Genomic DNA, 25,807 nt, shown 5'->3' with positions numbered 1-25,807 from the left:
TATGAGTGAGCCGATTGTTCTGACCAAGGAAAACTTCCGCGCGGAGTTGAAGGGTACTCCACGCCTCGCCAAAATGGCGGCCGGCCTTGCCCTCAAAATCCGCTACGGGTCTCTTGAAGTTCAATTTCCAGACGGTCGAAGGTTCCATATCAAAGGGCAGGAAGATGGCCCACACGGTGTTCTCAAGATCCATAACTGGGCGTTTTTCCGGATGGTCGTCCAAGCAGGCGACGTTGGTGTCGGAGAAGCCTTCATGGCGGGGTACTGGTCGTCGCCCGACGTGACCACATTTCTGGAAGTCTTCTGCATAAACCAGGAATCGACGCTGGAAGCCCTCCAGGGGAAGCCGTTTACACGTTTTCTGATGTCGGTACGCCACTGGCTGAACTCCAACACCAAACGCGGGTCGAAGCGCAACATCTCGGCGCACTATGATCTCGGAAATGCATTTTACCGGGAGTGGCTCGACCCTTCGATGACCTATTCCTCGGCGATCTACAGCAACGAAACCAACAATCTGGAACAGGCCCAAACCGAGAAATATGCTTCTCTGGTACGGCAGACGGGCATTACTCCCGATCACAAGGTTCTGGAAATCGGGTGTGGCTGGGGCGGTTTTGCCGAATATGTCGCAAAATCGGTTGGTGCCAACGTGCGAGCATTGACCATCTCGCAGGAACAATTCGATTACGCGCGCGAGCGGATCTACAAGGCCGGCCTCAACGACAAGGTTGAAGTGGTCTTCCAGGACTATCGCGACGAAAATGGCGTATTCGACAGGATAGCCTCCATCGAAATGTTCGAGGCCGTCGGTGAAAAATACTGGCCGACCTACTTCCGCCAATTGTCGAAGTGCCTCAAGCCGGGTGGCAAGGCGGGCCTGCAGATCATCACGATCCAGGACAAGATGTTCGAGGACTATCGCAGAGGCACAGACTTCATCCAGCGTTATATCTTTCCAGGTGGAATGCTGCCCCCGCCCGGTCGTCTGGCGGAAATCGGCAAGTCACTGGGCCTGGACCTTATGGATCAGAAGATCTTCGGCCAGGACTATGCGAGAACGCTTGCAGAATGGCGGCAGAGCTTCCGACAAGCCTGGCCAAGGATCAGTCCGCTGGGTTTTGACGAGCGCTTCAAGCGCCTCTGGGAGTTCTACCTGCATTATTGCGAGGCAGGCTTCCGGTCCGGCAATATCGATGTTCGCCAGATGGTCTACGTCAAATCTGCCTGACAAGGCACTGATCTTGAAGACACATTTCAAAGGCCGGGATCACCCGGCCTTTTTCTTGTTCCAACCCGTGGACCGGGCGACTAGCGCGAAGTAGGCACTGTACGGCAACCAGCGCAAGAGCTTCAGTTGCCGAACAAATTTACGCGGAAATGCAATCTCGAAACGGGCAGGATGGGACAGGCCTTTCCTGATTTCCTCGACAGCCCCTTCCGGAGACATCAGATAAGGCATCGGAAACGGATTGGACTTTGTTGCCGGCGTATCGACAAAACCGGGACTGATGATCTGAATTCGGATCCCCGCAAGGTCCAGATCAAATTTCAAGGATTCAACAAGGTTGATCAACCCCGCCTTGGTGGCACCGTATGCAGCTGACGTCGGCAGACCGCCATAACCTGCCACAGACGACACCACTGCGATCTGCCCCCTGCCCGCCGCCTTCATGGCTGTGATTGCGGGCAGAAGCACATTAACCGTCCCCATGAGGTTCACATCAAAGCTTTTGCGAAAGGCGTCTGCATCGGCATCGAGGCCATCCTGCGGCAGATAAATGCCCGCATTAGCCACGAGCAGGCTCAAACCGCCGAAGTCCTGCCGAATTTTTTTCACGTGTTCGGCCATGAGGTCCGTCTTCGTGACATCCCCGGGCAGCGCATGAATTGAACCGGCAAGCGCCCTGGACTGGTTCTCCAGCTCCGCCAATTCCTGCTCCGAGCGGGCAGTTACAATGACCTTCCAGCCCGAACGGGCGAGGTCAAGTGCAAGCTCCCGGCCGATACCGGAACTTGCTCCCGTGATCCAGGCGCAACCGTGATCAGCTTGGGCAACATAATTCGTCTTGGGCAATTCATTCTCCCGGTTCGTTTGCCTCTTTACGCAAACAGACCGGGTGTCGGATTGAATTTTAGCGGATAAAGGGTGCGAACCAGCGGCCAACAGGGCCGGTCAACTGCAGGCGTCCTGCCGTCACCGCGAAGCAAATGCAGTCTTCACCTTCGTCAGCTATAGGTTTGTGGTCCACATCGCCATCGGCAAAGGCAACGTCACCAGCCACATAGTGGCCGTCTTCGTCCTTGAACCCGCCCGTCAATACGAGCGTAAGCTCAGTGCCGTGGTGCGTATGGGACGGCATTGCTCTACCTGCCCGCACCCAAAGGAGACTGCTTGCGCAGCCGTCAATTTCACCGAACTTGCATTCCTTGACGCCTGGAAGAAGCGTTTTCCAGGGGAGCTGATCCATCGAGGAACCGATAATCGACTGCAGCGATTCGGGAACCGCCGGTCCGCCTTTCTCAGACAGTTCGGCGGCAGGCGCGTTATCGTTCAGGTCATCAACGGCGCCACTGAATATCGATCCGAGAAATTCGTCCCGATTGGAAATGGAGACCGGTTCGGCATCTTCCAGCTCAAAGCCGGCAAGAGTTTCAAGGGAGCTTACATATGACCTGTTGCAGTCGCTCATTTCGAGATGAGCACCGACCAATGCCTGCGCCGGATAGGTCAAGGTCCCGGCCGCATATCCGGCCAGTAACTCGTCCATTCCGGTCACGTTTTTTTCCATTACCGCTCTCATTTGGCTTTAGAATCCCAAGTTGCCTTACCGGCGATACGACAGGCAACAAAAATCGGATCAACAATTACACCAGAATTGTTAGAAATAGAATTTCAGTGAGCTGATTTCACGGAACAACTGATGGCGTGTTTTTGACACCAGAGGGAAAAAGGAACCTGATTGGCCTCAGGTGCTGGCATTCCCCATTTGAAGCCTTACATTGCGACCTTGATCAAGGCCCTTCAGACCTTTAGCGTCCGGGGCTTATCAGATTTCATCTGGCCGGTCAGCGCCACCGGACCAGATCAGCCGGGAAAGAATAAATGTCTGTGTCCGCTTCTGTTGTCGATGCGATCGGTAACACGCCCCTCATCCGTCTGAAAGCTCTGTCCGAGGAAACGGGTTGCGAAATTCTCGGCAAGGCCGAGTTCATGAACCCCGGTCAATCGGTCAAGGACCGCCCTGCCCGGCAGATGATTCTTGAAGCCGAAGCCCGCGGTGATCTCAAGCCCGGTGGTGTGATTGTCGAGGGTACGGCCGGAAACACCGGTATCGGACTGGCGCTGGTAGCCAGTGCGCGCGGTTACCGGACCGTGATCGTTATCCCGGAAACGCAAAGCCAGGAAAAGAAGGACATGTTGCGCCTGTGTGGTGCTGAACTTGTCGAAGTTCCGGCCAAGCCTTTTTCCGACCCCAACAATTACCAGCACGTCGCCCGCCGTCTTGCAGAAGAGATGGCACGGACTGAACCTAATGGCGTTATCTTTGCCGATCAGTGGAACAACCTCGATAACCGCAAGGCTCATTTCGTAACCACAGGTCCTGAAATCATGGCCCAAACGGGTGGCCGTGTTGACGGTTTCATCTGTGCGGTTGGTTCCGGCGGCACGCTGGCTGGCGTTTCAACCTATCTTCAGGAAAACAAGCCGGGTGTCGTCATCGGCTGCGCCGACCCGCGTGGCGCTGCGATGCAATCGCTGTTCACCACCGGCAAGGCTGTCGCCTCCGAAGGTGGATCGGTTTCCGAAGGCATCGGCCTTGGCCGCAGCACCGCGATTGTCGGCGATCTTAAAATCGATCACGCCTACACAATTCCAGACGAAGAAGCCTTGCCGCTGGTGTTCGATCTCGCAGAAAAGGAAGGGCTACTGCTGGGTGGGTCGACCGCTATCAATCTGGCCGGCGCCCGGCGCCTCGCACGCGAGCTTGGACCAGGCAAGACGATCGTCACGATTCTGTGCGACCACGGCACCCGCTACCAGTCCAAACTCTACAATCCGGACTTCCTCAGATCAAAGAATTTGCCGGTTCCGGAGTGGCTGGAGCGAAAAGTCACGATCCAGCCACCCTTCGCCTGATCGATTGACACCGGGGGGCATTACATGAGTTCAGCGGATCAAGCATTGGCGCAAGGCGGTGACGCGGCCGAAGCGGTGATCCGTGATGCCGTCACAGATGCCGGCGTTCTGGATGTCATGGCAAACAATCTCGGACTGGTCGCAGCATTTGTCGCGATCATGTACGTGACGGCAGGCATCTGCGCCGTTCGCGAAGTAATGAATTCAAGAACTTCCCAGGGGTCCGTCGCATGGCTGCTGTCCCTGTTTTTTCTGCCTTATCTCACGGTGCCACTCTATTTCGTGTTCGGCTGGCGATCCTTTTCCGACTACGAGAAGATTCAAGCGACCCTTGGCCGGGCAGAACGGGCAAGGCGAGCAGACGAACTTGGCCTGACCGATCACGAGGAAACCAGAGACTGGCCGGTTCTTTCCCGCGTTGCCGGGGTTCCCTTCATGGCCGGCAACAAGGCAGACCTTCTTATCGATGGCGATGCGACGTTCACAGCCATCAAGAATGATATCGCAAAGGCCAGAAACGTCATATTCTTCCAGTTCTTCGCCATCCATGACGACGAACTGGGACGTGACATGGCCGACGCCCTGATCGCCCGTGCCAAGGATGGCATAACGGTCTATTTCCTCTACGACGATGTCGGCAGCCATTCTCTGTCAAAAGACTATCTGACCCGCTTGAAGAGCGCCGGCGTCAAGGTTTGCGGTTTCAACGAAAACCACAAGTTCCTGCGACTGCTTGGACCGATGCGTCTCAACTATCGCAATCATCGCAAGCTAGTCGTGATCGACTACCGCGTCACATTTGTCGGCGGGCACAATGTTGCGGACCAGTATGTCGGCCGGGACAACTGGTTTGGCCACTGGCGCGACACCCATGTCCGTGTCGAAGGGCCCGCAGCCGTTGCTTGCGCGCTCTCCTTTGTCGAAGACTGGCTCTGGGCGAGCGGTGAGCGTATCGAACTGCCTCAGGTTGGCGAAATTCCGATGCCTGGTGACGAAGCCGTTCTGGTGATGCCGACAGGGCCTGCAGACAAGCTGGAAGAATGCGCACTGGCTTTTGTCGAAACGGCAGCCCGGGCACGAAAGCGGCTATGGATCACCACACCGTACCTGGTGCCGTCTCTCGACATCCAGACAGCGCTTTGCTCGGCAGCAATGCGCGGTGTGGACGTACGCGTTCTGATGCCGGAAAAACGTGATCACTGGACTGTATGGCTCGCAAGCCACGCCTACGAGGACACCCTGGTGCAGCGCGGGGTGAAGGTTTACCGCTATATCGACGGTTTTCTGCACCAGAAGGTTACGCTGATGGACGACGAACTCGTTTCCATCGGCACGGTCAACTTCGACAACAGATCATTCCAGATCAATTTTGAACTGACCCTCTGGTTCACCCATCCGCGCATGATCGACAACGTCGAAAGCATGCTGGAGACCGATTTCCAGAACTCCCGCCTGACCTGGCCGGACGCGTTCCAGTCCCGCAGTTATGTTTTTCGTGTCCTGGCTCAAGGCGCCAGGTTGCTGTCTCCTATTCTTTGATCGGTGTTCGGGACATATTCAGTCCCTGACTGCGCGGCCATGCAGAGCGCCTCGTGCAGCTTACAGGCAATATCCAGCGCCTGTTTTGTGAAATCGAACGAAGAGCGCCCCCTTCCGGGCTGGTGCCGTCGAGGCGAATGATTTAAACTTCTATCAGACCAACTCCTCCGGCATCTGCAAACCATGGCTTACATACCCGACTACGCGACCCTGCTTGCCTTCACGGCCGCAGCACTAGTGCTGACCGTTACGCCAGGACCCGACATGACACTGTTCATGAGCAAGACGCTGACACAAGGCCGGCGCGCCGGCCTTGCTGCTGTGTTTGGGGCAACCTGTGGGCTGATCCTGCACACCGTGCTTGCCGCGATCGGTGTTTCTGCCCTGCTTTCAGCGTCGGCACTTGCATTTACAGTGCTGAAGATCGTCGGCGCCGCCTATCTGATTTATCTCGCAGTACAGGCCGTCAGGAACGGGTCCAGCCTTGCGCTGGAAGCAGCCTCCGTGAAGAGGCAACCTATTCACCGGGTCTGGTTACAGGCACTTGGGATCAACATCCTCAATCCCAAGATCGTCTTGTTCTTCGTGACCTTCCTGCCTCAGTTTGTCAGCGCGGCGGATCCGAACGCGACAGGAAAACTGATGTTCCTCGGCTTTTATTTCGTCGTTCTGGGAATGCCCATCTGCGCTGCGATGGTTCTGGGAGCCAGTGCGTTTGCCCGTTTCCTGAAGTCCTCGCCGAAGTTCATGCGAGCCTTCGACTGGGCTTTTGCCGGCATTATGGGCACCTTCGCCCTGAAGCTTCTGGTGGCCAAGGCAAACAGCTGAACCGGTTCCTTTGGCTGCCGGTGACCCGTGGTGACTGAGCGTCCAAAACCAGTCTAGCGTGCCAGCAGTTCCCTCAGACCGGCGGGGGTAACTTGGGCCATCTTGCGAAAATCCCGGCTCATATGGTGGCGGTCCGAATAGGACGCCTGGTAGGCAATCTCATCGAGACAGCAGTCGCCCGACGCCATCATACGCGTCGCCTTTCGCAGACGGACGAAACGAGCGAGCCTGGCGTAGCCCAACCCCGCCTCCGATAGCCGCCGGGACAGACTTCTCGGCGACAAACCAAGTCCCGCCGCTGTTGACGACAAGCCAGGATGCTCCCCCACTGAAAGTTCGAGAACGCCGACGACCCGCGCAAGAAGTCGGTTCGTACCCGGCCCCTGCGGCTTGTTCAGCAGGTGGCGAAAAGACAGGCTTGAAGCAGAAGACATCATTCTGATTTCGGATTTGAACCCGGAAGTTTCTTCTGCAGGAATAATCAGGATATCGCTGTCGAAGTCCAAGTTGCCTTCGACGAAATTGCCAAACCGATAAATCGGACGGGAAGCACTGCCGCGGCTAACCGACCAAATGTCCTGAATATGTATCCCTGCGCTTTCAAGCGTTCCGGTCACGACACCGGCCAGCATTGCCGGTCCGAATGGTTTCTGGTTCGCGGGACGTACCTTGTAGGGTGACAAGACCAGTGAATTGCGCTGGACGGAAGAAATAAAATCCTTTCCTTGACCGTTCTCGTGAAACCGAAAGGACGCCTGCAGTGCCAGGACACCCGACCATCTGTTCACCAGGTCAGGCATGCTCGGCGCACTCGTGAGGAGATGACTGATCACATCGAAACCGGCTGGGCGACCTAGAGCACGCGCCAGATTGAAAACCGCTCCGCATCCTCGTGAAGCGTAGAGCATTCCGATACGCGACAGCGGATCCCTCGCCTCAGTGCCCTGCAAAACGGAATTCCCATAAATTGCGGGAAACCGTGCCTCGGCCTGCTTCGCAAAATGCCTCAACCACCAGTTCCAATACGCCGAATAGGCTTCTCCGAGCGGCTCGTTGACACGCACGTTCTCCGCACCTTGTTGCGGCTCAATGGAAATTTTGGCGTCGATATTCACAGGTCTTCTTTCGACCGTGCTGCAGGATGAAGTGTGCCCTGGAACGAAACCAAGGGTTTAGCGCAAATGCAAGCATCGAAATCGAGGGGAACATGCGCAACTTGAAATCTCAGCTACGACTTCTTGCACTGACGTCGCTGGCAACACTGACGGGCAGCTTTTACGCACTGGCTGATCCGGCCAACCTGACGGCAGACGAGATCAACGACATGATGTCGGGAAACTCCATCCATGGTTTCTTTCCCGACGGCGTGACGGAGTACAAGCAGAACAACCACGCCGACGGCTTCGCCGTTGTCGTGGTCAAGGGCGACAAGATCCGGAACATTCCGTGGGAAGCCGTCGAAATTAACGGGACTGGTCAATATTGCGAAGACTGGAGCGGCGATGGCTGGGGCAAACTCTGTTTCACGGTGACGCGCGAAAACCCGGCCAAGCCGATCTTCACAAATGCAAAAGGCAAGGCAAACGCACAGAACTGGTCAGAAGGTTTTGTGGATCTGAATTTCGCCGACTGAACTTGGTCCACATCATTGTTATCGCCCGCGGTCCGGCCGGATTGCGGGCGTTTGTTTTTCATGACCCCGGTTTCCTGCAAATAGGGCCTTGCACCGCATGCTGTTCGTTGGTCAATTCGACGCTATTCGTTTCAGGGAGTTCCGGATGACCACGCCTTTGTTTCGCGACGATGCCTATCTCAGAACATGTGAAGCCGAAGTGACCGGCATCAACGAGCGTGGCGGCATCGTGCTTGATAGATCGGTTTTTTACGCGACCGGTGGCGGTCAACCGGGCGACAGCGGCACATTGGAGCTGGAAGACGGCACGAAGATCGACATTGCCACCACGGTCTATGATGACGACAAGAAAACCATCGTCCATGTCCCTTCAGAAGGACAACACCTGCCTGCCGCCGGCACAAAAGTGACCGCCCATTTGGACTGGGCGAGACGGTACCGGTTGATGCGCATGCATACTGCCTTGCATCTATTGTCCGTGGCCCTGCCCTTTCCCGTTACAGGTGGTCAAATCGGGGATCCCGAAGGACGGCTTGATTTTGATATGGGCGAAGACACAATCGACCGGGATGCGCTTCTGGAGAAGCTCAATGCGCTGGCTTCTGGTGATCACGAAGTAACCACCCAATGGATCACAGACGAAGAACTCGATGCCAACCCGGGTCTGGTCAAGACCATGTCCGTCAAGCCGCCACGCGGGTCTGGCAGGGTAAGACTGGTCAGGATCGGCGATGATGTGGACTTGCAGCCTTGCGGCGGTACCCATGTAACGAGAACCTCTGAAATCGGCCTGCTTGAACTTGGCAAGATCGAAAAGAAGGGCAAGCAGAACAGGCGCGTCCGGATCCGCCTGACCGACTGACAATCAAACGGGGGAAATTGAAATGAAACTGTCAGGTGGCTGCCGGTGTGGAGCTGTTTCCTTCGAAGTGGAAAGCAGAACCCCATACCCCTACATGCGCTGTTACTGTTCCATCTGCCGTAAGACAGGTGGCAGCGGCGGTTATGCAGTCAATCTGATGGGAGACGCCGGCAGCCTTGAGGTATCGGGTGCGGAGACGAAGTCGGTCTACAACGCTGTCATTAATGGAAAGACCAGTCCTGCGGAACGCCATTTCTGCAAGGCTTGCGGATCTCACCTGTGGCTTTGGGATCCGCGTTGGCCCGAACTGGTGCATCCACATGCAGGAGCGGTCGATAGCCCCTTGCCAACACCGCCAGAGATTGTCCATATCATGCTGGCGTTCAAGCCTGACTGGATCGATGTGCCGAGCGGTCCCGGACACGTTCATTTCCAGAACTATCCGGACCTCTCCATCGAGGACTGGCACAAGTCCAAAGGCTTGCTGGAGACCTAAGGAGCCGTAATGACCGACCATCCCCTCGTATCGACCCAATGGCTGGACGATCATCTCTCCTCGCCTGATCTGATTGTCATCAATGCCTGGATGCCGCCGGTCACGCATCCAGATGCTCCGCCTGTCTATCCGAACGCGCACATTCCGGGTGCCGTCTTCTTTGACGTCAACGAGGTCTGTGACAAGACCAGCGATCTGCCTCACATGCTGCCAGCTCCACATGTGTTTTCGTCAACCATGCGGAAGATGGGGATAGGCGACGGTCAGACACTGGTGGTCTACGATGATTTTGGTTTCTATTCCGCGCCACGCGTCTGGTGGACGCTTCGCAGCATGGGCGCCGAACGAGTTTATGTTCTGGATGGTGGTTTTCCGAAGTGGCGGGCAGAAGGCCGTGCTTTTGACGACGATACGCCCCGCAGAGTTCAAAGCCACTTCTCGTCCCGTCTGAACCACGGTGCCGTTGCCGACCTCGACCAGATCCGCTCCACCATTGCAAATGGTTCACGGCAAATACTGGATGCAAGGTCTGCCGAACGATTTGCCGGAGAAGCGCCAGAGCCGCGTGCCGGACTGAAGTCGGGTCACATGCCGACCGCGCTCAACCTGCCCTTCACCCAGCTCATCGCGGAAGACGGCACATTCTTGCAGAAGGAAGACCTGGCAAAGGCTTTTCAGGATGCTGGAGTGGATCTCGACAAGCCCGTCACGACCTCTTGCGGTTCCGGTGTCACAGCGGCAATCCTGACGCTTGGCCTTACCGTGCTCGGTGCTCGGGATCTTGCGCTTTACGATGGTTCCTGGGCGGAATGGGGAAGCCGGGACGACACGGACGTCGTCACCGGCCCAGCTTGAGAGATCAGATAGCGCCTTGATCAGGTCCCAGTCTGTAAAGTTTCAAAGAAATCCCGGATCTCATCCGAGATCGAACTGGTGCTTGAAGACATTCTGCTGGATGCAGCCAACAGACTGTCGGCCGCCTGATCGGTTGCGGTGATTGCCTGTTCGACACCGCCAATGTTCTCATCAAGGGTCTGCGTTCCCGAAGCGACCGTCTGGATGCTGTGGGAAATTTCCTGCGTTGCAGCACCCTGCTCTTCAATCGCAGCTGCTATCGACGACGTCATTTCGTCAAGTTGCTTGACCACTTCGGAAATCGACTGGATGGAGGCCACGGCATTGTCCGTCGAACTTTGAATTTCGGTGACTTGCTGACTGATTTCCTCGGTGGCCTTTGCAGTCTGTTCTGCGAGGGTTTTCACTTCGCTTGCAACCACCGCAAAGCCTTTGCCGGCATCACCGGCACGGGCAGCCTCGATCGTGGCGTTCAGAGCCAGCAAATTGGTTTGTTCGGCAATCGCCTGAATGAGACCGATCACATCACCGATTTTCTGGGCTGCACCTGCCAGGCTCGCCACCTGAAGGCTTGATTGTTCTGTGCCGCCCGCCGCCTGGCTGGCAATTCGGGACGCACCGGAGATCTGCTTCGAAATTTCCTGGATAGAACTGGACAGCTCTTCCGTTGCAGAGGCTACGGTCTGGACGCTGACGCTGGAATCTTTTGAGACATGACCGGCGTTCTCGACCTGGCTTCTCGCGGTCTGCGATACACTCGTCAAATGCTCGGCTTCACCCGCAACGCTGCGAGCACCGGCCTCAACGTCGGCCAGCGGTTGCTTGACGCTGCTCTGGAACTTTTCGATAGCCTTGTTCAACCGTTCCGTCTGCGCTGCACGCTCCAGAAGAAGTTCTTCTTCGTAGGTTGATATGGCAAGGTCCATGTCAAGGAAGACGGCCGCCGTGACATCGTTCAACAAGACGGCAAGGTTTTGAAAAGACCGTCTGTATTTACGGGTCAGATGGGCATGCAGATGGCGCAGGACATAAAGATACCCGGCAATGTACCAACGCGGTTCCAGCCCGATGCGGCAATGCACATGACCGATCTGGTTGATACTCTGCTGGTAGCTCTGGTCAAAGCCCGACGTGAACAGCTTCTTCCAATGGCCCTTTTGAGCTGAAACAAGTCGGGGCTGATGCGAGCCGACGAGCGCAGCCAGATTTGGCTGGGTGTTGATGTGAACGTAAAAACCCGCCAGCACATCGTCCAACACGGGCTCGATTACCGGCCAGAGCTTTCTGAGATTTTCGATTGTCGAGTGGTCAATCTGGGCGAATTTCAAACGGGCTTGGAAGTCGTATTCCTGATCGCTCATGGCAGGTCACCTTGATAAAAACTGACCCTACGTGACCCGACAATTCTAAATAAACCATAAATTGTATTTTTACGTACGACATAGTGACAATGGCGCGTTGAGCCACAACGAAAACGGAATAGGAATAATTACCAATCCTTAGATTTTTGGCCGTTTTTTAGGCAATAAAAACGCCACACTCGATTCTTCCGGATGAGAGCGATAAACACAACCTGAAAACGCAGACAGAGATACTTTGGTCGTATTCCGGTTGTCCAAAACAAGGATCACTCACCCGGCTGGGGTCTTGCCTTCATCCCCTCCGGTTTCTTGCGTGAAGGCTCCAGACTGATCAGAAAGTCGGCACGTGTTCCGGCAAGATGATGGCCAGGCCAGATTTCCAGAGCATCGTTCAATTTCCCTTTCGGGTATCGAGCGAAGATGTCCTTGCGAACGTTCTGCGCGATCCTGCGCTGCCCCATTCCGAACACGTCACACATTGCTCCACGCGAAATAAGATGTGCTTCTGCACCATATCTTCTGGCAGACACATACCCGTTAAGGTGCAGTCCGATGGCATCGGCAATCCGATGTACCTTTGCCCGGTCATGTCCCTGGCCCACAAGGTGGTGCTGGCAGCGTTCCGCGCCATGGACCACGAAACAGCAATCCCGCGGCTCACTGGTCCGGCCTGACGCCAGGCCTACGTCATGCAATATGGCTGCACAGAAGAGGATTTCCTTGTCGACAGTGAGCTTACGATAGCCACCTAGCAACAGGCCAAAGTAATAGGTGCGCCAACTGTGCCGCATCAGGTCCAAATTCTGGACTTCGTCGGCAAAGTCCAACGCATCCCGGACCAATGCGGTCTCCGGTGGCTGCAGTCCTTCAAGGTCTGCACCGAAGGTGTTGATCAGGCCCAGTTTTTCTCTGAAAGCATCCAGCGCTTCAAGCATCCCCATACGGCCAAGATTTGTAAGCACCTTCAGCTTTTCAGTTCTTGTCAGTCGCCCATTGCTGAACTGACCAGACCTTCGTCCCCAAGCCACCGTCCCCATGTCTGCAGTGTTTTCCGGCATCTCCCAAAACGTCTCCATTGATTGCTCCATTTTTATGTACCGTATCGCATAAAAATAGACATGTCGATATTTATGTGCGAATTGGTAAAAAATGAAAGCCGAAAGCAAACGCGGCCGTCCGCGCAAATTCGATGAAGACATCACGCTCGACCGCATCATGCTGGTGTTCTGGCAGCACGGCTATGCCGCTACCAGTCTCGACCAGATAGCAGAAGCAACTGGCCTGAACAGACCCAGCCTCTACGCCGCATTCGGCAGTAAGAAAGACATGTATCTGAAGGTGATTTCACGGTTCGCGGACCAGATGCAGGCCCACCTGAAGGCGGCAGGACAGACAGAAACAGGGCTGAAACCCAGGCTCAAGGCCATCTTGACCGCTGCTATCGATCTTTATTGCGGCAGGTCGACATTTGGTGATGCGGCCTATGGTTGCCTGGCCATCTCCACGCTGACGACTGAAGCTGCTGACGATCCTGACTTCAGATCAATGCTGGCGCATGTCGTTGAGCGAATGGATCGAGGGTTCGCCGGTCTGATTTACGCGGAGATGAAAGACTCGGTTCCGGAAGCAAGCGTCCAGTTCGCCGCCCAGCATCTGTCTTTGATGCTGCACGGTCTTTCGGTTCGCGCCCGCGCTGGGGAATCTCGCGATATCCTGGTGGAACTGGCAGAGGCTGCTGTTGACCGGCTTGTACCGGACCCTGCTTCAGCGCCCGTTATGTAGATCCAGCGACCAGTCAAGCGTCAGGGGCAGCGGCGTCCACATGCCGGTCTTCACCCCTGCCCGCCTCAACATGTCGGCCGTCCAGGTGTTGCAGCCCATCATCGCGTTGAAGCCGCCAACTGCCGGAAAGAAAATGTCGTGTGCGTCGTACGCCACTCCGGGAATTGCCGTCGGAGGCGTTGTGCCATCTGACTGGAAACTGGTCCTGATATCATTGACCAGTTCCTCAAATTCCAGCTGGCTCAGTTCAACTACGCGGACGCTTTCCTGCTCAAGCGGAATATCGCCGGTGCGACGGACATGCATGACCGAGGCATCCCAGGTCAACGCGTCTATTACCGGACCCGGTTTCAAATCGCCCCACGTTGGCGTTTCGATATAGAAGGACCGCCCACCCCAGCCGAAAGCAATCCAGAAAACACCCGGATAATCCAGCTCCAGCCCGCCATCCGATACGAATCCGAACGCCTCCAGCACGTCCGGATCGGCCGGGAGGGCGATATCAGTATGGATGGGATTGTTGAGTATCAGAATACGCCGTTTATCTGCTGAACTTTGCGCAGCTTCCATAACCGGCCTGGAATCGAACAAAGGCCTCGGAACGAGTGCTCCGAGGCCCAGTGCTACAACAGCAGTGAAGACAACAAGGCAAATTCCAATCAGGAACCTGCGCAGCAGTTTCATCATCCGTAGTCTTTAGCCGATCAGTGGTGCAGGATCTGGCTCAAGAAAAGCTTGGTACGTTCATGCTGCGGATTGGTGAAGAACTCTTCCGGCTCGTTCTGCTCCACGATCTGCCCCGCATCCATGAAGATAACGCGGTTTGCAACCTTGCGGGCAAAGCCCATTTCGTGAGTGACGCACAGCATGGTCATGCCTTCTTCGGCAAGTCCGACCATCACGTCCAGAACTTCCTTGATCATTTCCGGATCGAGCGCCGAGGTCGGCTCATCGAACAGCATGATTTTCGGGTTCATGCACAAAGACCGTGCAATAGCAACGCGCTGCTGCTGACCACCGGACAGCTGCCCCGGATATTTGTTGGCCTGCTCCGGGATCTTGACGCGCTCGAGATAGTGCATCGCGATGTCTTCGGCTTCCTTCTTGGGCATCTTGCGAACCCAGATCGGAGCCAGAGTGCAGTTTTCCAGGATCGTCAGATGCGGGAACAGGTTGAAGTGCTGGAAGCACATGCCGACTTCGCGGCGGATTTCGTCGATCTTTTTCAGATCGTCCGTCAACTCGATGCCATCAACAAGGATCTGTCCCGCCTGATGTTCTTCCAGACGGTTGATACAACGGATCATCGTGGATTTGCCGGAACCTGACGGTCCGCAGATAACGATACGTTCGCCGCGCATGACCTTCAGGTTGATGTCGCGCAGAACGTGGAAATCCCCGTACCACTTGTTCATGTTCTTGATTTCAATAGCCACGTCCGTATCGGAGATGGTCATTCTGGAACGATCGGCTGCGAGTTCCTCGTCGCGTACAGCGTTTTCAGACATAGTTTTTAACTCCAAGAGTGTCCTGTGGCCGGGGCGCTGCGGTTCATCGCGCGCCCCGGAAGCGGTTTGCTAGCGTTTGTGTCCTGTATGAAGCTTCTTCTCCATGAAGATGGAGTAGCGCGACATGCCGAAGCAGAAGGTCCAGAACACCACTGCAGCGAACAGGTAACCCGTGTGACCGGTGCTGGGCGTCGACCATGTCGGATCCGTGAAGGACGACTGGATCTGGCCGAGAAGGTCGAACATGCCGACGATCAGAACCAGAGTCGTATCCTTGAACAATCCGATGAAGGTGTTGACGATCCCGGGGATCACGAGCTTCAGAGCCTGCGGCAAAATGATGAGATACATCATCGGCCAGAACCGGAGCCCGAGCGCCATGGCACCTTCATATTGTCCCTTCGGAATGGCTTGCAGGCCACCACGGACCACTTCTGCCATATAGGCGGCAGAGAACAGGGTCACGCCGATCAGAACGCGCAGCAGCTTGTCGAAGGTCACGCCTTCCGGCAGGAACAACGGCAGCATCACCGACGACATGAACAGAACCGTGATCAGCGGAACACCGCGCCAGAACTCGATGAAGATAACCGAGACAAGCTTGATGATCGGCATTCTTGATCGACGTCCAAGCGCCAGCGCGATACCTAGCGGTAGCGAGGCCACAATACCCGTGACCGCGATGACAAGCGTAACAAGCAAACCGCCCCAAACCGCTGTTTCAACGATCGGCAGGATAACCGCATCTCCGATGACCAGGCCGGTCAGCAGGAAGTATGCGATGATCGGGAAGACGACCAGAAACAGGATTGCGTTGATTTTCTTGAACGGCGCGCTGGGGATTGCCAGCGGTACGAGCAACACCGCGAACAGGAAATAGACGATGTTCACCCGCCAGATTTCCTCGGTCGGATACCGGCCATAGATGAACTGCGGGAAGTATGCTTCCACGTAAGCCCAGCAGGCACCGCTATGGCCGCCATCCTGCGGCAGACATGCTTCGCGATTGTCGCCGCTCCAGACAGCATCGATAAATGCGAACTGGATCAAAGGCGCGATAAGTGAGTAGGCGATCAGAATGCCGATTACAGTCAGAACGGTGTTGCCGATGGACGAAAACAGGTTCTGACGCATCCAGCCGATGACGCCAGTGGTCGAGATCGGCGCCGGCAGTCGCGGCGCCTCCTCGGTTCTGATTTGGAACATATCAGTGTTAGCCATTTTGCGCTCCTTACCGTTCCACGAGCGCCATGCGCTGGTTGTACCAGTTCATGAAGGCCGATGTGATGAGGCTGAGCGACAGATAGACAACCATCCAGATACCGATGATTTCAATCGCCTGGCCGGTCTGGTTGAGCACCGTTCCACCCATCGAGACGAGGTCCGGATAGGCAATGGCAACTGCCAGTGAAGAATTCTTGGTAAGGTTCAGGTACTGACTCGTCAGCGGCGGAATGATCACGCGCATCGCTTGGGGAATGACCACCAGTCTCAACGTCGGTCCGTTCCTCAGGCCAAGAGCATGCGCTGCTTCGGTCTGACCATGGCTCACCGCCTGAATACCGGCACGTACGATCTCTGCGATGAACGATGCGGTATAGATTGCCAGGGCTGCGGTAAGAGCCAGGAACTCAGGAATAATATTGAGCCCGACATTGAGTTCGAACCCCTGACGCAGGATTGGCCCGGTTTCGACGAAGTTCGGATGTTCAAGAGTGATCGGCATGCCGGTTGCAAAGTACGTCAGCAAAGGCAGGCCAATAATAAATCCGACCCCCGTCAGGAATGACGGGAACGGTTGCCCTGTGGCCTCCTGACGCTTGCGCGCCCAACGTGCCACGAGGAACGCTGCTGCTATCCCGATCAGGAACGCATAGCCGATCCATTCCGATCCAGTCCCCATGATGGGTTTGGGAAGCCGAAGACCGCCAATATTCAGGTGGAATGTGTCGAACAACGACCATTTTTCACGCTTGCCGGGGATCGATCGCAGCACCGCGAAGTACCAGAAAAAGATCTGCAGCAGCAGCGGGATATTACGGACCAGCTCGACGTAGCAATACGCCAGACGGCTGATGACCCAGTTGTTCGACAAGCGGGCGATACCGATGATGAACCCAAAGATCGTGGCGAAAAAGATACCTACGCCCGCCACAAGCAGAGTGTTCAGGAAGCCGACATAGATCGCTCTTCCGTAACTTGATGTCTCAGAGTAGGAAACCAGTGACTGGTTGGTTCCAAACCCGGCTGTATTTTCTAGAAAGCTCCAACCGGAGGCGATGTTCTGCCTCTCCAGGTTGGCTATCGTGTTCGAAACGATGACATATCCCAAAGTCACCAGCGCGACGACCAGCAGCAGCTGGTAAAAGATGCCGCGCGCTTTGGGATCGTTCAACAGCGAAGCACGCGCCGGCGCCCCCGCCGAGTCCTGCTCCATTACTGACATAGAACCTCGCCCAAGTTTTCACGAAAGAGCCCGGCACGCAGCCTCTCCTCAATCGTGTCTGACCTGCTTCCCTGGCCGAACTTCGTCGGCACTCCCCTATCGACGGAAGCAGTCTGTTCCCCCACGCGGTTGCCGGGTATGTTGTCCGGTTTTTATTGCGTGGAATTTATTGAGGGTTCCGGCAGAACAACCGCCGGAACCCCTTCAATCCTCAATCAAAGAAGAGGATTAGCGGACCGGCGGTGCGTACATGAAGCCGCCGTCGTTCCACAGAGCGTTTACGCCACGGGAGATGCCGAGCGGAGTGTCCGGACCAACGTTGGCGTTGAAGGACTCTTCGTAGTTACCGACGTTTTTGATGATCGCATAAGCCCAGTCGTTCGGCAGGCCGATAGCTTCACCAAATGCGCCCTCAACGCCCAGAAGACGCTTGATGGACGGGTTGTCGGAAGACTTCATCTCGTCAACGTTTTCAGAGGTCACGCCGAGCTCTTCTGCGTTGAGCATCGCGTTCAGCGTCCACTTTGCAATGTTGAACCACTCATCGTCGCCCTGACGGACAACCGGACCCAGAGGCTCCTTGGAGATGATTTCCGGCAGGACCATGTGGTCGCCCGGGTTGGTCAGCTTCAGGCGCTGTGCGTACAGGCCGGATGCGTCAGTGGTGTAAACGTCGCAACGGCCGGCGTCGTATGCAGCCACAACTTCGTCGGCCTTTTCGAAGGCGACGATTTCGTACGGCATGTTGTTGGCGCGGAAGTAGTCGGCAACGTTAAGCTCAGTGGTCGTACCGGTGTTGGTGCAGACCGAAGCGCCGGACAGTTCCAGTGCGGAAGTCACGCCCAGGTCCTTGCGAACCATGAAGCCCTGACCGTCATAGTAGTTCACACCAGCAAAGTTCAGACCCAGCTGGGTGTCGCGGGACATGGTCCAGGTGGTGTTACGGGACAGAACATCAACTTCGCCGGACTGAAGCGCGGTGAAACGCTCTTTTGCGGACAGCGGAGTGTATTTCACAGCGGACGCATCGCCGAACACTGCTGCAGCCATAGCGCGGCAGTAGTCAACGTCGATACCGGTCCAGTTCCCCTGAGCATCCGGGTTCGAGAAACCCGGCAGACCCTGGCTCACACCACACTGAATGAAGCCCTTTGCCTTGACGTCTTCCAGCGTCGTTGCACCAGCAGCCGTCGTCGCGGCGACTCCCATAGCAGCGCCGATTACGAGCGGAAGGAATTTATTGGACATGGATATGCAGCCTTTATTTGTTACCCACTTTTATTATGCCGGGTTTGTTCGAAAGACATCTTCTCCGTCTCTTGTAACCGGACGGATGCCAGCCTTGACGGCTGCTTCCTCCAGATATCTTTCGTCCCACCCAACGGTTCCATACGATGGCATTTAGCTGTTCGGGTCAAGTACTTGCTGCAGATATCTCGTCAAATTTCTCGAGCTATCCGCCATTTGCCATCAGGTTGGATGCACAAACAGCGAACATGTCTAAATCGAATTCATTCAATGCCTAAAAAGGGTTCAATGCATTTAGCGGAGACCTTGCGAAGGTTAACGCTAATCGAAAAATTCTCCACACAAAGACCCGCGCACAACACGTGAAATGGCGGTTGCGACCATGACGCGAATGACTAAAGTGAGCGCTCGGCGCTCGGCAGTTCAATGTCGCGCCGCCTCTCGCAAAACACACACCCAAGAGCCTTCATGTCTTCCACCAATTCCAAGCCGCCGTTGAGGCAGGATACCAAACTGGCGCATGCTGGGCGTGACCCGCTTGCATTTCACGGTTTCGTCAATCCGCCTGTCGTGCATGCTTCGACTGTTCTCTACCCCGACACCAAAACCATGGTGACGGGTGCCCAGACCTATTCCTACGCCCGTAGAGGCAACCCGACCACGAACTCCCTTGAAGATGCCATGAAGGAGATCGAAGGGGCAGCCGGGGTCAAGATCGCGAATTCGGGTTTGAATGCCATTGCATTGGCCATCCTGTCCTGCGTGAAATCCGGTGACCACATCCTGATTGTCGATACGGCTTACGGACCGACCCGCCATTTCGCCGACACTGTTCTGCCAGGCATCGGGGTTTCCGTGACCTTCTACGATCCGAAGATCGGCGCCGACATCAAGACGCTGTTCCAGGAAAACACGACAGCCGTGTTCACCGAAGCACCCGGCTCCCTCACTTTCGAGATGCAGGATGTTCCGGCGATTGCCGCCGAGGCCCGTGCCATCGGCGCAACCGTTCTGATGGACAATACCTGGGCGAGCCCGGTTTACTGCCAGCCACTATCCATGGGGGTCGATCTGTCGATCCAGGCGGGCACCAAATATCTTGTCGGACACTCCGACGCCATGCTCGGTACGGTCGCTGCCAGCGAACGCGCCTGGGCAAAACTGGATGCGTTCTGCGGTGCCATGGGGTGTCACGTCGCGCCGGATGACATCTACCTCGGCCTGCGGGGTCTCAGAACTCTGTCCGTGCGCCTTGAACGGCACCAGCGCAACACGCTGGCCGTGCTTGGCTGGCTTAAGGACCAGCCCAACATCGATCGCATCCGCTATCCGGGCCTTGAATCGGATCCTGGTCATGCTCTCTGGAAACGAGATTTTTCGGGAGCCTCAGGCCTGTGCGCCTTCGACTTCAGTGAAAGCACGACACAGGAACAGGCCTACGCCTTCCTGGATGCGCTCACGCTTTATGGTCTTGGCTATTCGTGGGGTGGTTTTGAAAGCCTTGCCATTCCGGTTCGCCTCAAGGGCAGCCGCACGGCAACCACGGTAAACCTGGATCGCCAGTCGGTTCGCCTCCACATCGGCCTGGAAGACCCGGAAGATCTGATTGCCGATCTGGATCAGGCATTGACGAAGGCATTCGGCTGACAGACTGTCGAGCGAAGGGCGGAACGGCTCAGATCGTAGGGTCGTTCCGCTTTTCCTTGAAGATCAGCCACAGGTTCCGGAAATAGATTAGCAGACCCAGTCCCTGACCGGCGATGAAGACCGGATCCTGTCGTTGAATGGCATAGATCAGCAGCAGCGACCCACCCGCAACGGAAAAGAACCAGAAAGCGACCGGCACGATTGAGCGGCCGACGCGCTCGGATGCGATCCATTGAATGACGAAGCGCATCATGAACATGGCCTGGGCGAAGAAACCCAGAATGATCCAGAAGTCCAATTGCGCGATGAAAACCGCATGGATCCATTCGTATAGAGCGCTCATGTCTCAGGTCCAGTCAGTGTTTTTGAAAGGTCGGCGGGCTTCTCCACCCGGATTGGGGCATTAATCAGGTCAGTGGCCGAACATCCGGAATTTTTTTACGGCGGCGGCGCAGCCACCACACTCCGAACAGATCCAGCACACCGACCAGCGCCCTGTCAAAGATCCCGTATTTAGACGTTCCATGGCGCCGCTGCCGGTCCTGAACGTCGATATGGGTGACACCGTAACCCTCGCGGATAACGAGTGCGGGCAAGAACCGGTGCCAACTGTCGAAGTACGGCAGTTGCAGGAACACTTCCCGGCGCAGGGCCTTCAGGCCGCAACCGCTGTCGCGAGTGTTATCCCGCAGGATCGCGCCGCGCAGCTTGTTGGCAAACTTCGACGCATAGCGCTTGGCCAGGCTGGCCTTGCGGCCAAGCCTTTGCCCGGCGGCAAGAGCAACTGCCGGGCCGGCAGCGTCGAGAGCGTCCAGAAGCGCCGGAATATAGGCGGGGTTGTTTTCGCCATCGCCGTCTATGGTCGCGACGACGTCGCCCCTCGCATTCAAAAGACCAGTACGCACCGCGCAGCTCTGGCCACAGGACTTCTCGTGCCTGACCGGCCGCAGCCAGTCATGGGTTGCCGCGTAATCCTGCAACACGATATCCGTACCGTCGGACGAGCCATCGTCGATGACGATGACCTCGAAACGCCTGCCCTGCAATGCTGCCTCGATTTCATCCAGCAGGATGGGCAGGTTTTCCGCTTCGTCCTTCGCGGGAACCACGACCGTGACGGCGAGCGCGCCCTTGCTGGCCGCAACAGCTTCCAGATAGCTTTTTGTCATGCGCTTGTCCGTTCTGTCGTGTCTGCCGCAGGGGCCTCGGCTTCCACACGGTCAGCGCCTCGCTGGCCGCGCAGAACCTGCCAGACAGCCCGCACACAGGCCTTGGCAGACAGGACATTCATGTTGGGTACAATCTTTCCGGAGGAAGACAGGTGAAAGCCGATCCGCCGCCGGGCCATGGCACGAACCGTGAAAAAGGTGAACGTCATCCCCAATAGCGTGCCTGCGATGACGTCGCTGGGGTAATGCGCCCCGACCATGACGCGGCTGAACGCAAGCCAGAAGCCCGCAACAATGATCAGCCACCGGTAGGCCGGGAAAATAAAGGCCAGCGCAGTTGCAAGCGCAGCGACAGTGGTCGAGTGACCAGAGGGGAAACTGGTGAAGGTGCCGTCGAAGGCCAAAAAGTCGAAGCGGACCGGACCAACTTCCTCATAAAGCTTGGGACGCGCCCGGCCGAGCGACCACTTGAATGCAATGGCCAGAAGCCCCGTCGCGGCGACTGAATAAAAGATGAAGGCCGCATAAGTGAACACTGCGCCGATTGCCATGCGCAGGCGGAATGCGTAGCGCCCGGCATCCAGCGCCAGCAGAAACAAGCAGCATAGACCGGTAGAAACGAGGATCCAGTCAGCCTTGCCGATATCGGTAAAGGTTCGGAAGGCGGCCCGGTATTCGCCCGGGAGGGAGCGCAACCACGGATAGGTCGGAACATCGAACGCAACGACTGCAATGCCAACCGTCAACAAGAGGACTGCAAGGATATCCTGCGGCCGCTGCCCGGGCGGAAGCGGATCCCTATTGTGGCGCGCACGTTCCCTGCGACCGGAAAACAGTATTGCAGCCCGCCGAGAATTCCCGCGCATGCGCGCCAGAACATGCCAGACAAATTTACTGCTGTTGCTCATTGCCGTCTTCTGAAACCGTCGTCGGCACGGACTTCTCATAAAGCCCGATATCGACATCGTCCCCGCCATTGATATTGAGGCCGTCTACCCTTTTTACAGCCTCCGGCACAAGACCAATCTCCTTTGCGGCGGCCAAAAACGCGGCTTCTTCCCGGTTTTCTATTGCCGCGATACGGCAGGTAGCTGGATTCGCGGCTTCATCGGCAGCAAGAAAGGCGGCGGCATCCTGCGCCGAAACGATCTTTGTCGTCGTGCCTTCCAGGAATATGAAACTTGGTTCGTGAAAACCGGTGGTCACGACCAGACGGTTCGACTTGTCTGCGCAACCGGGGATTTCGTCCATGGCCGCGACAAGGCGCGGACTGACCCAGATCGGCGTAAGAGCTGGGCCGACAAAGCCCCAAAACCCGATGCTGACGCAGATCGCGGTCAGACAGATGGCGGGGAAAGCATAGAGTGCCGGTCCTCGCAGAACCCGGGATGCTGCCGCAATCGCAAAAACAGCTCCCACTGCAAGCAGAACGGCTCCGGGAGGTGACGGCCAGACACCCAGGGCAAAAGGACCGGCAAACGCGGCGACGGCCAACCCCAACGCAGGCACCGCCAGCAACACTGCCGCTACCCAACGCAGCCACGTTCTCGTCGTGGCGCCAGCCCCCTCCATCAGCGCAGCAGCAACAGGTAGCGCGAGCGCAGGCAGCAGCGGCATTGTGTAATGCGGAAGCTTCGTTGCAACCAGTTCGAACACGATCCAGCTTGGGACGAACCAGGCAACGGCAAACGTCACCAGCGGACTTTTTCGTTCATGCCAGATGAGCGGCAAGGCAATCAGGAAGAATGCAGGCAAAGGCCAGAATATGCCGAACATCGCCCCGAGATGGGTAAGCGGGGGTGCTCCATGACCTTCCTGACCCTGCCCGACCTTGCCAAGGAGGTCCTTGCCGATGGCTTCAGTGAAGAACGTTCCGTCCGTCGCGATCCAGATTGCCACAAACCAGGGCGAGACGAGCAGCACGAACCACAGCAGACCCGCGATTGGCGCCGTTCCCTTGAACCATGCAGCTTTCCGTTTCATGGCCATGAGGCCAACAACCGTAAGGCCAATCACCATGGGTCCAACCGGCCCCTTGATGAGGACACTGCCCGCAAGTGCAGTCCAGAACAGGAACCCAAGACCCCATAGCCGTTTGTCCGGATCCTTCAACCAGATCCGCGCCAGGGCACCTTGCGCTATTATGATCATTGCAAACAGCGCGGCATCAGTTTTTGCCAGTCGCGCCTCGACGCCGACAATGATCGCCAGCGCCACGAAACCTGCCGCCAACAGCGCACCGGCAGGCCCCATGAATGCCCGTGCAAGCCAGAAGGTTGCCAGAACGCTGATTATCGAGGCTATGACGGAAGGCAGTCGATAAGCCCAAAGCGGAGCGTCCGCCCCCTGCCCTGTCAGCTTTACGGCAGCTGCCTGAAGCCAATAGATCCCGACTGGCTTTTTGTGTCGTGCCTGATCCTGAAAACGAATGTCGATGTAATCGTTCGTTTCCAGCATCTGCTTGGTTGCCTGGGTAAAGCGCGGTTCGTCCCTGTCCAGGGGAGGTACCGTCCATTGACCTGGTACGAACAAGGCAAGCGACAGGAGCAACAGAAGGAACGGGGCAGTGATGTCGTGGCCGAAGATATGCAACCAGACCGGTTTTCGAACCGGGGCAGCCGACGGTCTGTCCACGTTGTCCTTGCGGTCGGATTTCTCGGTTGCCTTGCCTGCCGCCTCGGGCTTCTGATCGTCGCGCGTGTCCGACATCAACTTTCTTGTCCAGTTCCTGCGTCCGGTGTCCTGCGCCCGGTGTCCTGCGTCTGGGCGGTCGCCCCAGACCGCCCGTTTCTGAACGCTTCTCCTACATGAGCTTTTCAAAAAGGGAAACTAGTGCTTGCCCTCTTCGAACGCACGGTTATCGTCCGGGCAGATGATCCACCTGACGAGTCACAAGGTTTTCCATGACATTGATTGCTCATATGACGGACCTGCATTTGCGTCCGCGAGGTTTGCCCTGCTATCGCGTTTCGGACACCAATATGCTCGCCGAGCGCGCGATCAAGTCGCTGCAGAGTCTCACGCCGAAACCTGATGCTCTCGTTATAACCGGCGATATAACCGACAGAAACGATCCAAGGGAATACGCGCTCGCCCGCTCCATCCTCTCGCGCGTCGACATGCCTGTCTATCTTGTGCCCGGGAACCACGACGGCACAGAAGTCATGCGCCGCGAGCTCGGCAGCTTTCCGGGTCTTTCAGGCAGCCTTGAAGACAAGATCTGCTATACGGCGGACATCGGCGATATCCGCCTGATTGCGCTGGACACTCATATTCCGGGTGATCCGCGTGGTCGGCTCGGTCAGGCACAGCTTGACTGGCTCGACAGCCGGCTGCGCGAAAGCGCCAAGACAACGCTGATCGCCCTCCACCACCCGCCTGCACTTTCCGGGATCCGACACATGGACGACATCGGACTTGTGGATGCCGATGCGCTTGCAGAAGTTGTTTCGCCACACCGGCATGTTGCGCGCTTCCTGTGTGGTCATCTTCACCGTCCTATCATCGCGAGCTTTGCCGGAAAGGTGATGACGCTTGCTCCCAGCACCGGTCACCAGGTCGTCCTCGACCTGACGGAAGACGGCCCTGCCATGTTCAACTTCGAACCCGCAGCCTATTTTCTCCACTATCATTCGCTGAAAACCGGAGTGGTGTCACATATGGCCTACGTGGAAGCGTATCCTGGCCCGTACCATTTCTTCGCCGACGAAGGCGTCGTCTGGCCGGGAGATGAAACCTGATGTCCGTAATCGCCCTGCCCAAACGCTTCTTGGCGCTGTTGCTGCTTGGCCTTTTCGCGGCCTCCCTCAGCGCCTGCGGCGCCTTGCCGGGAAAAAGCGACCTTGAAGACAAGACAGTGCTGACAGACCAGCCGGTCGACAAGGCGCAGATGCTGTCGATGATAAACGCCTACCGGCAACAAAAAGGCTTGCCCGCTTTGCGCCACGACCCGGAACTGGATGTCGTTTCCCAAAAGATGGCACGCCATATCGCCGAGCGCGACAGTATGGACACCTGGGCTCACAGTGCCTTCGGTCTGTCACAACGGCTCGACAAGGCAGGATACGCAAATTACGCAGGCGCGGAAAACCTGGGTGCGGGATACGCTGATCTGGCAGCAGCCTTCCGTGGCTGGCAAGGCTCAGAAGGCCACAACAAGAACCTTCTCAACCCCTACGTGACACGGGTAGGTATTGCCAGAACAAACCGCAACAATGGCAAATGGCGCAATTTCTGGGTGATGACACTGTCCCGCCCCTATGCGGACGGCCGACCGACCGTCCGATAACAAG

The 25,807-nt window shown here is 56.7% G+C and carries 26 protein-coding genes; 12 read left to right on the top strand and 14 right to left on the bottom strand.

Features of this window, described 5'->3' with window-relative positions; genetic code table 11:
- Position 1 precedes the first annotated feature (1 nt).
- A complete protein-coding gene (locus ACYQ6M_RS13120) occupies positions 2-1,231 on the top strand; it encodes an SAM-dependent methyltransferase (protein ID WP_022998800.1) in 1,230 nt (409 codons plus the stop codon).
- A 39-nt stretch (positions 1,232-1,270) separates the two neighbouring features.
- Here the strand turns inward: ACYQ6M_RS13120 and ACYQ6M_RS13115 are convergent, their stop codons facing one another.
- Together ACYQ6M_RS13115 and ACYQ6M_RS13110 are read right to left on the bottom strand one after the other, a co-directional pair.
- Positions 1,271-2,077 (bottom strand): SDR family NAD(P)-dependent oxidoreductase, encoded by an 807-nt coding sequence (locus tag ACYQ6M_RS13115; RefSeq protein WP_370197825.1) that lies wholly within the window; start codon positions 2,075-2,077, stop codon positions 1,271-1,273.
- Between the two features lie 58 nt (positions 2,078-2,135).
- On the bottom strand, positions 2,136-2,792 hold the full coding sequence (locus ACYQ6M_RS13110; protein ID WP_062488847.1) for a ChrR family anti-sigma-E factor: 657 nt from the start codon (positions 2,790-2,792) through the stop codon (positions 2,136-2,138).
- A gap of 314 nt (positions 2,793-3,106) precedes the next feature.
- On the opposite strand from ACYQ6M_RS13110, the gene ACYQ6M_RS13105 reads away from it, so the two are divergent.
- The 3 genes from ACYQ6M_RS13105 (at position 3,107) to ACYQ6M_RS13095 (ending at position 6,508) form a co-directional block, all read left to right on the top strand.
- The gene (locus ACYQ6M_RS13105) at positions 3,107-4,141 is read left to right on the top strand and encodes a cysteine synthase A (RefSeq protein WP_062488848.1); all 1,035 of its coding nucleotides are present in this window, start codon (positions 3,107-3,109) and stop codon (positions 4,139-4,141) included.
- 24 nt (positions 4,142-4,165) lie between these two features.
- Positions 4,166-5,680, top strand: a complete 1,515-nt coding sequence (gene cls / locus ACYQ6M_RS13100; RefSeq protein ID WP_168686917.1) for a cardiolipin synthase — start codon at positions 4,166-4,168, stop codon at positions 5,678-5,680.
- Positions 5,681-5,863: 183 nt separating this feature from the next.
- The gene (locus ACYQ6M_RS13095; RefSeq protein WP_075283025.1) at positions 5,864-6,508 is read left to right on the top strand and encodes a LysE family translocator; all 645 of its coding nucleotides are present in this window, start codon (positions 5,864-5,866) and stop codon (positions 6,506-6,508) included.
- 53 nt (positions 6,509-6,561) lie between these two features.
- Here the strand turns inward: ACYQ6M_RS13095 and ACYQ6M_RS13090 are convergent, their stop codons facing one another.
- A complete protein-coding gene (locus tag ACYQ6M_RS13090; RefSeq protein WP_460074244.1) occupies positions 6,562-7,623 on the bottom strand; it encodes a helix-turn-helix domain-containing protein in 1,062 nt (353 codons plus the stop codon).
- Between the two features lie 92 nt (positions 7,624-7,715).
- Here ACYQ6M_RS13090 and ACYQ6M_RS13085 point away from each other — a divergent pair, with 92 nt between their 5' ends.
- The 4 genes from ACYQ6M_RS13085 to sseA all read left to right on the top strand — a co-directional run bounded on the left by ACYQ6M_RS13085 (position 7,716) and on the right by sseA (position 10,354).
- On the top strand, positions 7,716-8,141 hold the full coding sequence (locus tag ACYQ6M_RS13085) for a hypothetical protein (protein ID WP_139314165.1): 426 nt from the start codon (positions 7,716-7,718) through the stop codon (positions 8,139-8,141).
- Positions 8,142-8,286: 145 nt separating this feature from the next.
- Entirely contained in the window at positions 8,287-9,003 is a 717-nt protein-coding gene (locus tag ACYQ6M_RS13080; protein ID WP_460074242.1) for an alanyl-tRNA editing protein, read from the top strand.
- Positions 9,004-9,025: 22 nt separating this feature from the next.
- A complete protein-coding gene (locus tag ACYQ6M_RS13075; RefSeq protein ID WP_460074241.1) occupies positions 9,026-9,499 on the top strand; it encodes a GFA family protein in 474 nt (157 codons plus the stop codon).
- A gap of 9 nt (positions 9,500-9,508) precedes the next feature.
- Entirely contained in the window at positions 9,509-10,354 is an 846-nt protein-coding gene (gene sseA, locus ACYQ6M_RS13070; RefSeq protein WP_062488852.1) for a 3-mercaptopyruvate sulfurtransferase, read from the top strand.
- A gap of 20 nt (positions 10,355-10,374) precedes the next feature.
- On the opposite strand, the gene ACYQ6M_RS13065 is transcribed toward sseA, so the two are convergent.
- Both ACYQ6M_RS13065 and ACYQ6M_RS13060 read right to left on the bottom strand, forming a co-directional pair.
- Positions 10,375-11,715 carry a globin-coupled sensor protein gene (locus ACYQ6M_RS13065; RefSeq protein ID WP_206906437.1) on the bottom strand — a complete coding sequence of 447 codons (1,341 nt, stop codon included), beginning with the start codon at positions 11,713-11,715 and terminating at the stop codon, positions 10,375-10,377.
- A 266-nt stretch (positions 11,716-11,981) separates the two neighbouring features.
- A complete protein-coding gene (locus ACYQ6M_RS13060; protein WP_460074239.1) occupies positions 11,982-12,881 on the bottom strand; it encodes an HD domain-containing protein in 900 nt (299 codons plus the stop codon).
- On the opposite strand from ACYQ6M_RS13060, the gene ACYQ6M_RS13055 reads away from it, so the two are divergent.
- Complete coding sequence (locus tag ACYQ6M_RS13055; protein WP_152506697.1) at positions 12,865-13,497, top strand: TetR/AcrR family transcriptional regulator; 633 nt, start codon at positions 12,865-12,867, stop codon at positions 13,495-13,497. The two genes, ACYQ6M_RS13060 and ACYQ6M_RS13055, sit on opposite strands and share 17 nt — an antisense overlap.
- Here ACYQ6M_RS13055 and ACYQ6M_RS13050 read toward each other — a convergent pair.
- The 5 genes from ACYQ6M_RS13050 to ACYQ6M_RS13030 form a co-directional block, all read right to left on the bottom strand.
- On the bottom strand, positions 13,480-14,181 hold the full coding sequence (locus tag ACYQ6M_RS13050; RefSeq protein ID WP_460074630.1) for a TIGR02117 family protein: 702 nt from the start codon (positions 14,179-14,181) through the stop codon (positions 13,480-13,482). The two genes, ACYQ6M_RS13055 and ACYQ6M_RS13050, sit on opposite strands and share 18 nt — an antisense overlap.
- Before the next feature lie 20 nt (positions 14,182-14,201).
- On the bottom strand, positions 14,202-15,005 hold the full coding sequence (locus tag ACYQ6M_RS13045) for an amino acid ABC transporter ATP-binding protein (RefSeq protein ID WP_022998815.1): 804 nt from the start codon (positions 15,003-15,005) through the stop codon (positions 14,202-14,204).
- 69 nt (positions 15,006-15,074) lie between these two features.
- On the bottom strand, positions 15,075-16,226 hold the full coding sequence (locus ACYQ6M_RS13040; RefSeq protein WP_031268584.1) for an amino acid ABC transporter permease: 1,152 nt from the start codon (positions 16,224-16,226) through the stop codon (positions 15,075-15,077).
- Between the two features lie 10 nt (positions 16,227-16,236).
- Positions 16,237-17,442 (bottom strand): amino acid ABC transporter permease, encoded by a 1,206-nt coding sequence (locus tag ACYQ6M_RS13035; protein WP_022998817.1) that lies wholly within the window; start codon positions 17,440-17,442, stop codon positions 16,237-16,239.
- A 237-nt stretch (positions 17,443-17,679) separates the two neighbouring features.
- Entirely contained in the window at positions 17,680-18,699 is a 1,020-nt protein-coding gene (locus ACYQ6M_RS13030) for an amino acid ABC transporter substrate-binding protein (RefSeq protein ID WP_031268586.1), read from the bottom strand.
- A 468-nt stretch (positions 18,700-19,167) separates the two neighbouring features.
- On the opposite strand from ACYQ6M_RS13030, the gene metC reads away from it, so the two are divergent.
- Positions 19,168-20,346, top strand: a complete 1,179-nt coding sequence (gene metC, locus ACYQ6M_RS13025) for a cystathionine beta-lyase (protein WP_460074236.1) — start codon at positions 19,168-19,170, stop codon at positions 20,344-20,346.
- A 28-nt stretch (positions 20,347-20,374) separates the two neighbouring features.
- Here metC and ACYQ6M_RS13020 read toward each other — a convergent pair whose 3' ends face one another.
- From ACYQ6M_RS13020 to ACYQ6M_RS13005, 4 genes are all read right to left on the bottom strand, one after another.
- A complete protein-coding gene (locus ACYQ6M_RS13020) occupies positions 20,375-20,689 on the bottom strand; it encodes a lipid-A-disaccharide synthase N-terminal domain-containing protein (protein WP_022998819.1) in 315 nt (104 codons plus the stop codon).
- Between the two features lie 64 nt (positions 20,690-20,753).
- Entirely contained in the window at positions 20,754-21,515 is a 762-nt protein-coding gene (locus ACYQ6M_RS13015; protein WP_460074233.1) for a glycosyltransferase family 2 protein, read from the bottom strand.
- Complete coding sequence (locus tag ACYQ6M_RS13010; RefSeq protein ID WP_062488857.1) at positions 21,512-22,423, bottom strand: phosphatase PAP2 family protein; 912 nt, start codon at positions 22,421-22,423, stop codon at positions 21,512-21,514. Before ACYQ6M_RS13010 ends, ACYQ6M_RS13015 begins: the two co-directional genes overlap by 4 nt.
- Positions 22,407-24,224 (bottom strand): ArnT family glycosyltransferase, encoded by a 1,818-nt coding sequence (locus tag ACYQ6M_RS13005; RefSeq protein WP_460074232.1) that lies wholly within the window; start codon positions 24,222-24,224, stop codon positions 22,407-22,409. Before ACYQ6M_RS13005 ends, ACYQ6M_RS13010 begins: the two co-directional genes overlap by 17 nt.
- Positions 24,225-24,418: 194 nt before the next feature.
- On the opposite strand from ACYQ6M_RS13005, the gene ACYQ6M_RS13000 reads away from it, so the two are divergent.
- The gene (locus ACYQ6M_RS13000) at positions 24,419-25,255 is read left to right on the top strand and encodes a phosphodiesterase (RefSeq protein ID WP_460074231.1); all 837 of its coding nucleotides are present in this window, start codon (positions 24,419-24,421) and stop codon (positions 25,253-25,255) included.
- Positions 25,255-25,803, top strand: coding sequence for a CAP domain-containing protein (locus ACYQ6M_RS12995; RefSeq protein ID WP_022998824.1), 549 nt, complete (start codon positions 25,255-25,257; stop codon positions 25,801-25,803). Before ACYQ6M_RS13000 ends, ACYQ6M_RS12995 begins: the two co-directional genes overlap by 1 nt.
- Positions 25,804-25,807 lie beyond the last annotated feature (4 nt).

This window comes from Roseibium sp. ROS1, assembly GCF_054658215.1.
Note: the sequence above shows the minus strand (reverse complement) of the source record. Positions and strands in the feature narration are given on the sequence as shown.

Bases quoted from the DNA above. Each gene is read 5' to 3' on its own strand.
- ACYQ6M_RS13120 (WP_022998800.1), top strand. From the start codon at position 2: ATGAGTGAGCCGATTGTTCTGACCAAGGAAAACTTCCGCGCGGAGTTG.
- ACYQ6M_RS13015 (WP_460074233.1), bottom strand. From the start codon at position 21,515: ATGACAAAAAGCTATCTGGAAGCTGTTGCGGCCAGCAAGGGCGCGCTC.
- ACYQ6M_RS12995 (WP_022998824.1), top strand. From the start codon at position 25,255: ATGTCCGTAATCGCCCTGCCCAAACGCTTCTTGGCGCTGTTGCTGCTT.
- ACYQ6M_RS13065 (WP_206906437.1), bottom strand. From the start codon at position 11,715: ATGAGCGATCAGGAATACGACTTCCAAGCCCGTTTGAAATTCGCCCAG.
- cls (WP_168686917.1), top strand. From the start codon at position 4,166: ATGAGTTCAGCGGATCAAGCATTGGCGCAAGGCGGTGACGCGGCCGAA.
- ACYQ6M_RS13050 (WP_460074630.1), bottom strand. From the start codon at position 14,181: ATGAAACTGCTGCGCAGGTTCCTGATTGGAATTTGCCTTGTTGTCTTC.
- ACYQ6M_RS13005 (WP_460074232.1), bottom strand. From the start codon at position 24,224: ATGTCGGACACGCGCGACGATCAGAAGCCCGAGGCGGCAGGCAAGGCA.
- ACYQ6M_RS13000 (WP_460074231.1), top strand. From the start codon at position 24,419: ATGACATTGATTGCTCATATGACGGACCTGCATTTGCGTCCGCGAGGT.
- ACYQ6M_RS13055 (WP_152506697.1), top strand. From the start codon at position 12,865: ATGAAAGCCGAAAGCAAACGCGGCCGTCCGCGCAAATTCGATGAAGAC.
- ACYQ6M_RS13030 (WP_031268586.1), bottom strand. From the start codon at position 18,699: ATGTCCAATAAATTCCTTCCGCTCGTAATCGGCGCTGCTATGGGAGTC.
- ACYQ6M_RS13045 (WP_022998815.1), bottom strand. From the start codon at position 15,005: ATGTCTGAAAACGCTGTACGCGACGAGGAACTCGCAGCCGATCGTTCC.
- ACYQ6M_RS13020 (WP_022998819.1), bottom strand. From the start codon at position 20,689: ATGAGCGCTCTATACGAATGGATCCATGCGGTTTTCATCGCGCAATTG.
- sseA (WP_062488852.1), top strand. From the start codon at position 9,509: ATGACCGACCATCCCCTCGTATCGACCCAATGGCTGGACGATCATCTC.
- ACYQ6M_RS13085 (WP_139314165.1), top strand. From the start codon at position 7,716: ATGCGCAACTTGAAATCTCAGCTACGACTTCTTGCACTGACGTCGCTG.
- ACYQ6M_RS13080 (WP_460074242.1), top strand. From the start codon at position 8,287: ATGACCACGCCTTTGTTTCGCGACGATGCCTATCTCAGAACATGTGAA.
- ACYQ6M_RS13095 (WP_075283025.1), top strand. From the start codon at position 5,864: ATGGCTTACATACCCGACTACGCGACCCTGCTTGCCTTCACGGCCGCA.
- metC (WP_460074236.1), top strand. From the start codon at position 19,168: ATGTCTTCCACCAATTCCAAGCCGCCGTTGAGGCAGGATACCAAACTG.
- ACYQ6M_RS13075 (WP_460074241.1), top strand. From the start codon at position 9,026: ATGAAACTGTCAGGTGGCTGCCGGTGTGGAGCTGTTTCCTTCGAAGTG.
- ACYQ6M_RS13035 (WP_022998817.1), bottom strand. From the start codon at position 17,442: ATGGAGCAGGACTCGGCGGGGGCGCCGGCGCGTGCTTCGCTGTTGAAC.
- ACYQ6M_RS13105 (WP_062488848.1), top strand. From the start codon at position 3,107: ATGTCTGTGTCCGCTTCTGTTGTCGATGCGATCGGTAACACGCCCCTC.
- ACYQ6M_RS13010 (WP_062488857.1), bottom strand. From the start codon at position 22,423: ATGAGCAACAGCAGTAAATTTGTCTGGCATGTTCTGGCGCGCATGCGC.
- ACYQ6M_RS13110 (WP_062488847.1), bottom strand. From the start codon at position 2,792: ATGGAAAAAAACGTGACCGGAATGGACGAGTTACTGGCCGGATATGCG.
- ACYQ6M_RS13040 (WP_031268584.1), bottom strand. From the start codon at position 16,226: ATGGCTAACACTGATATGTTCCAAATCAGAACCGAGGAGGCGCCGCGA.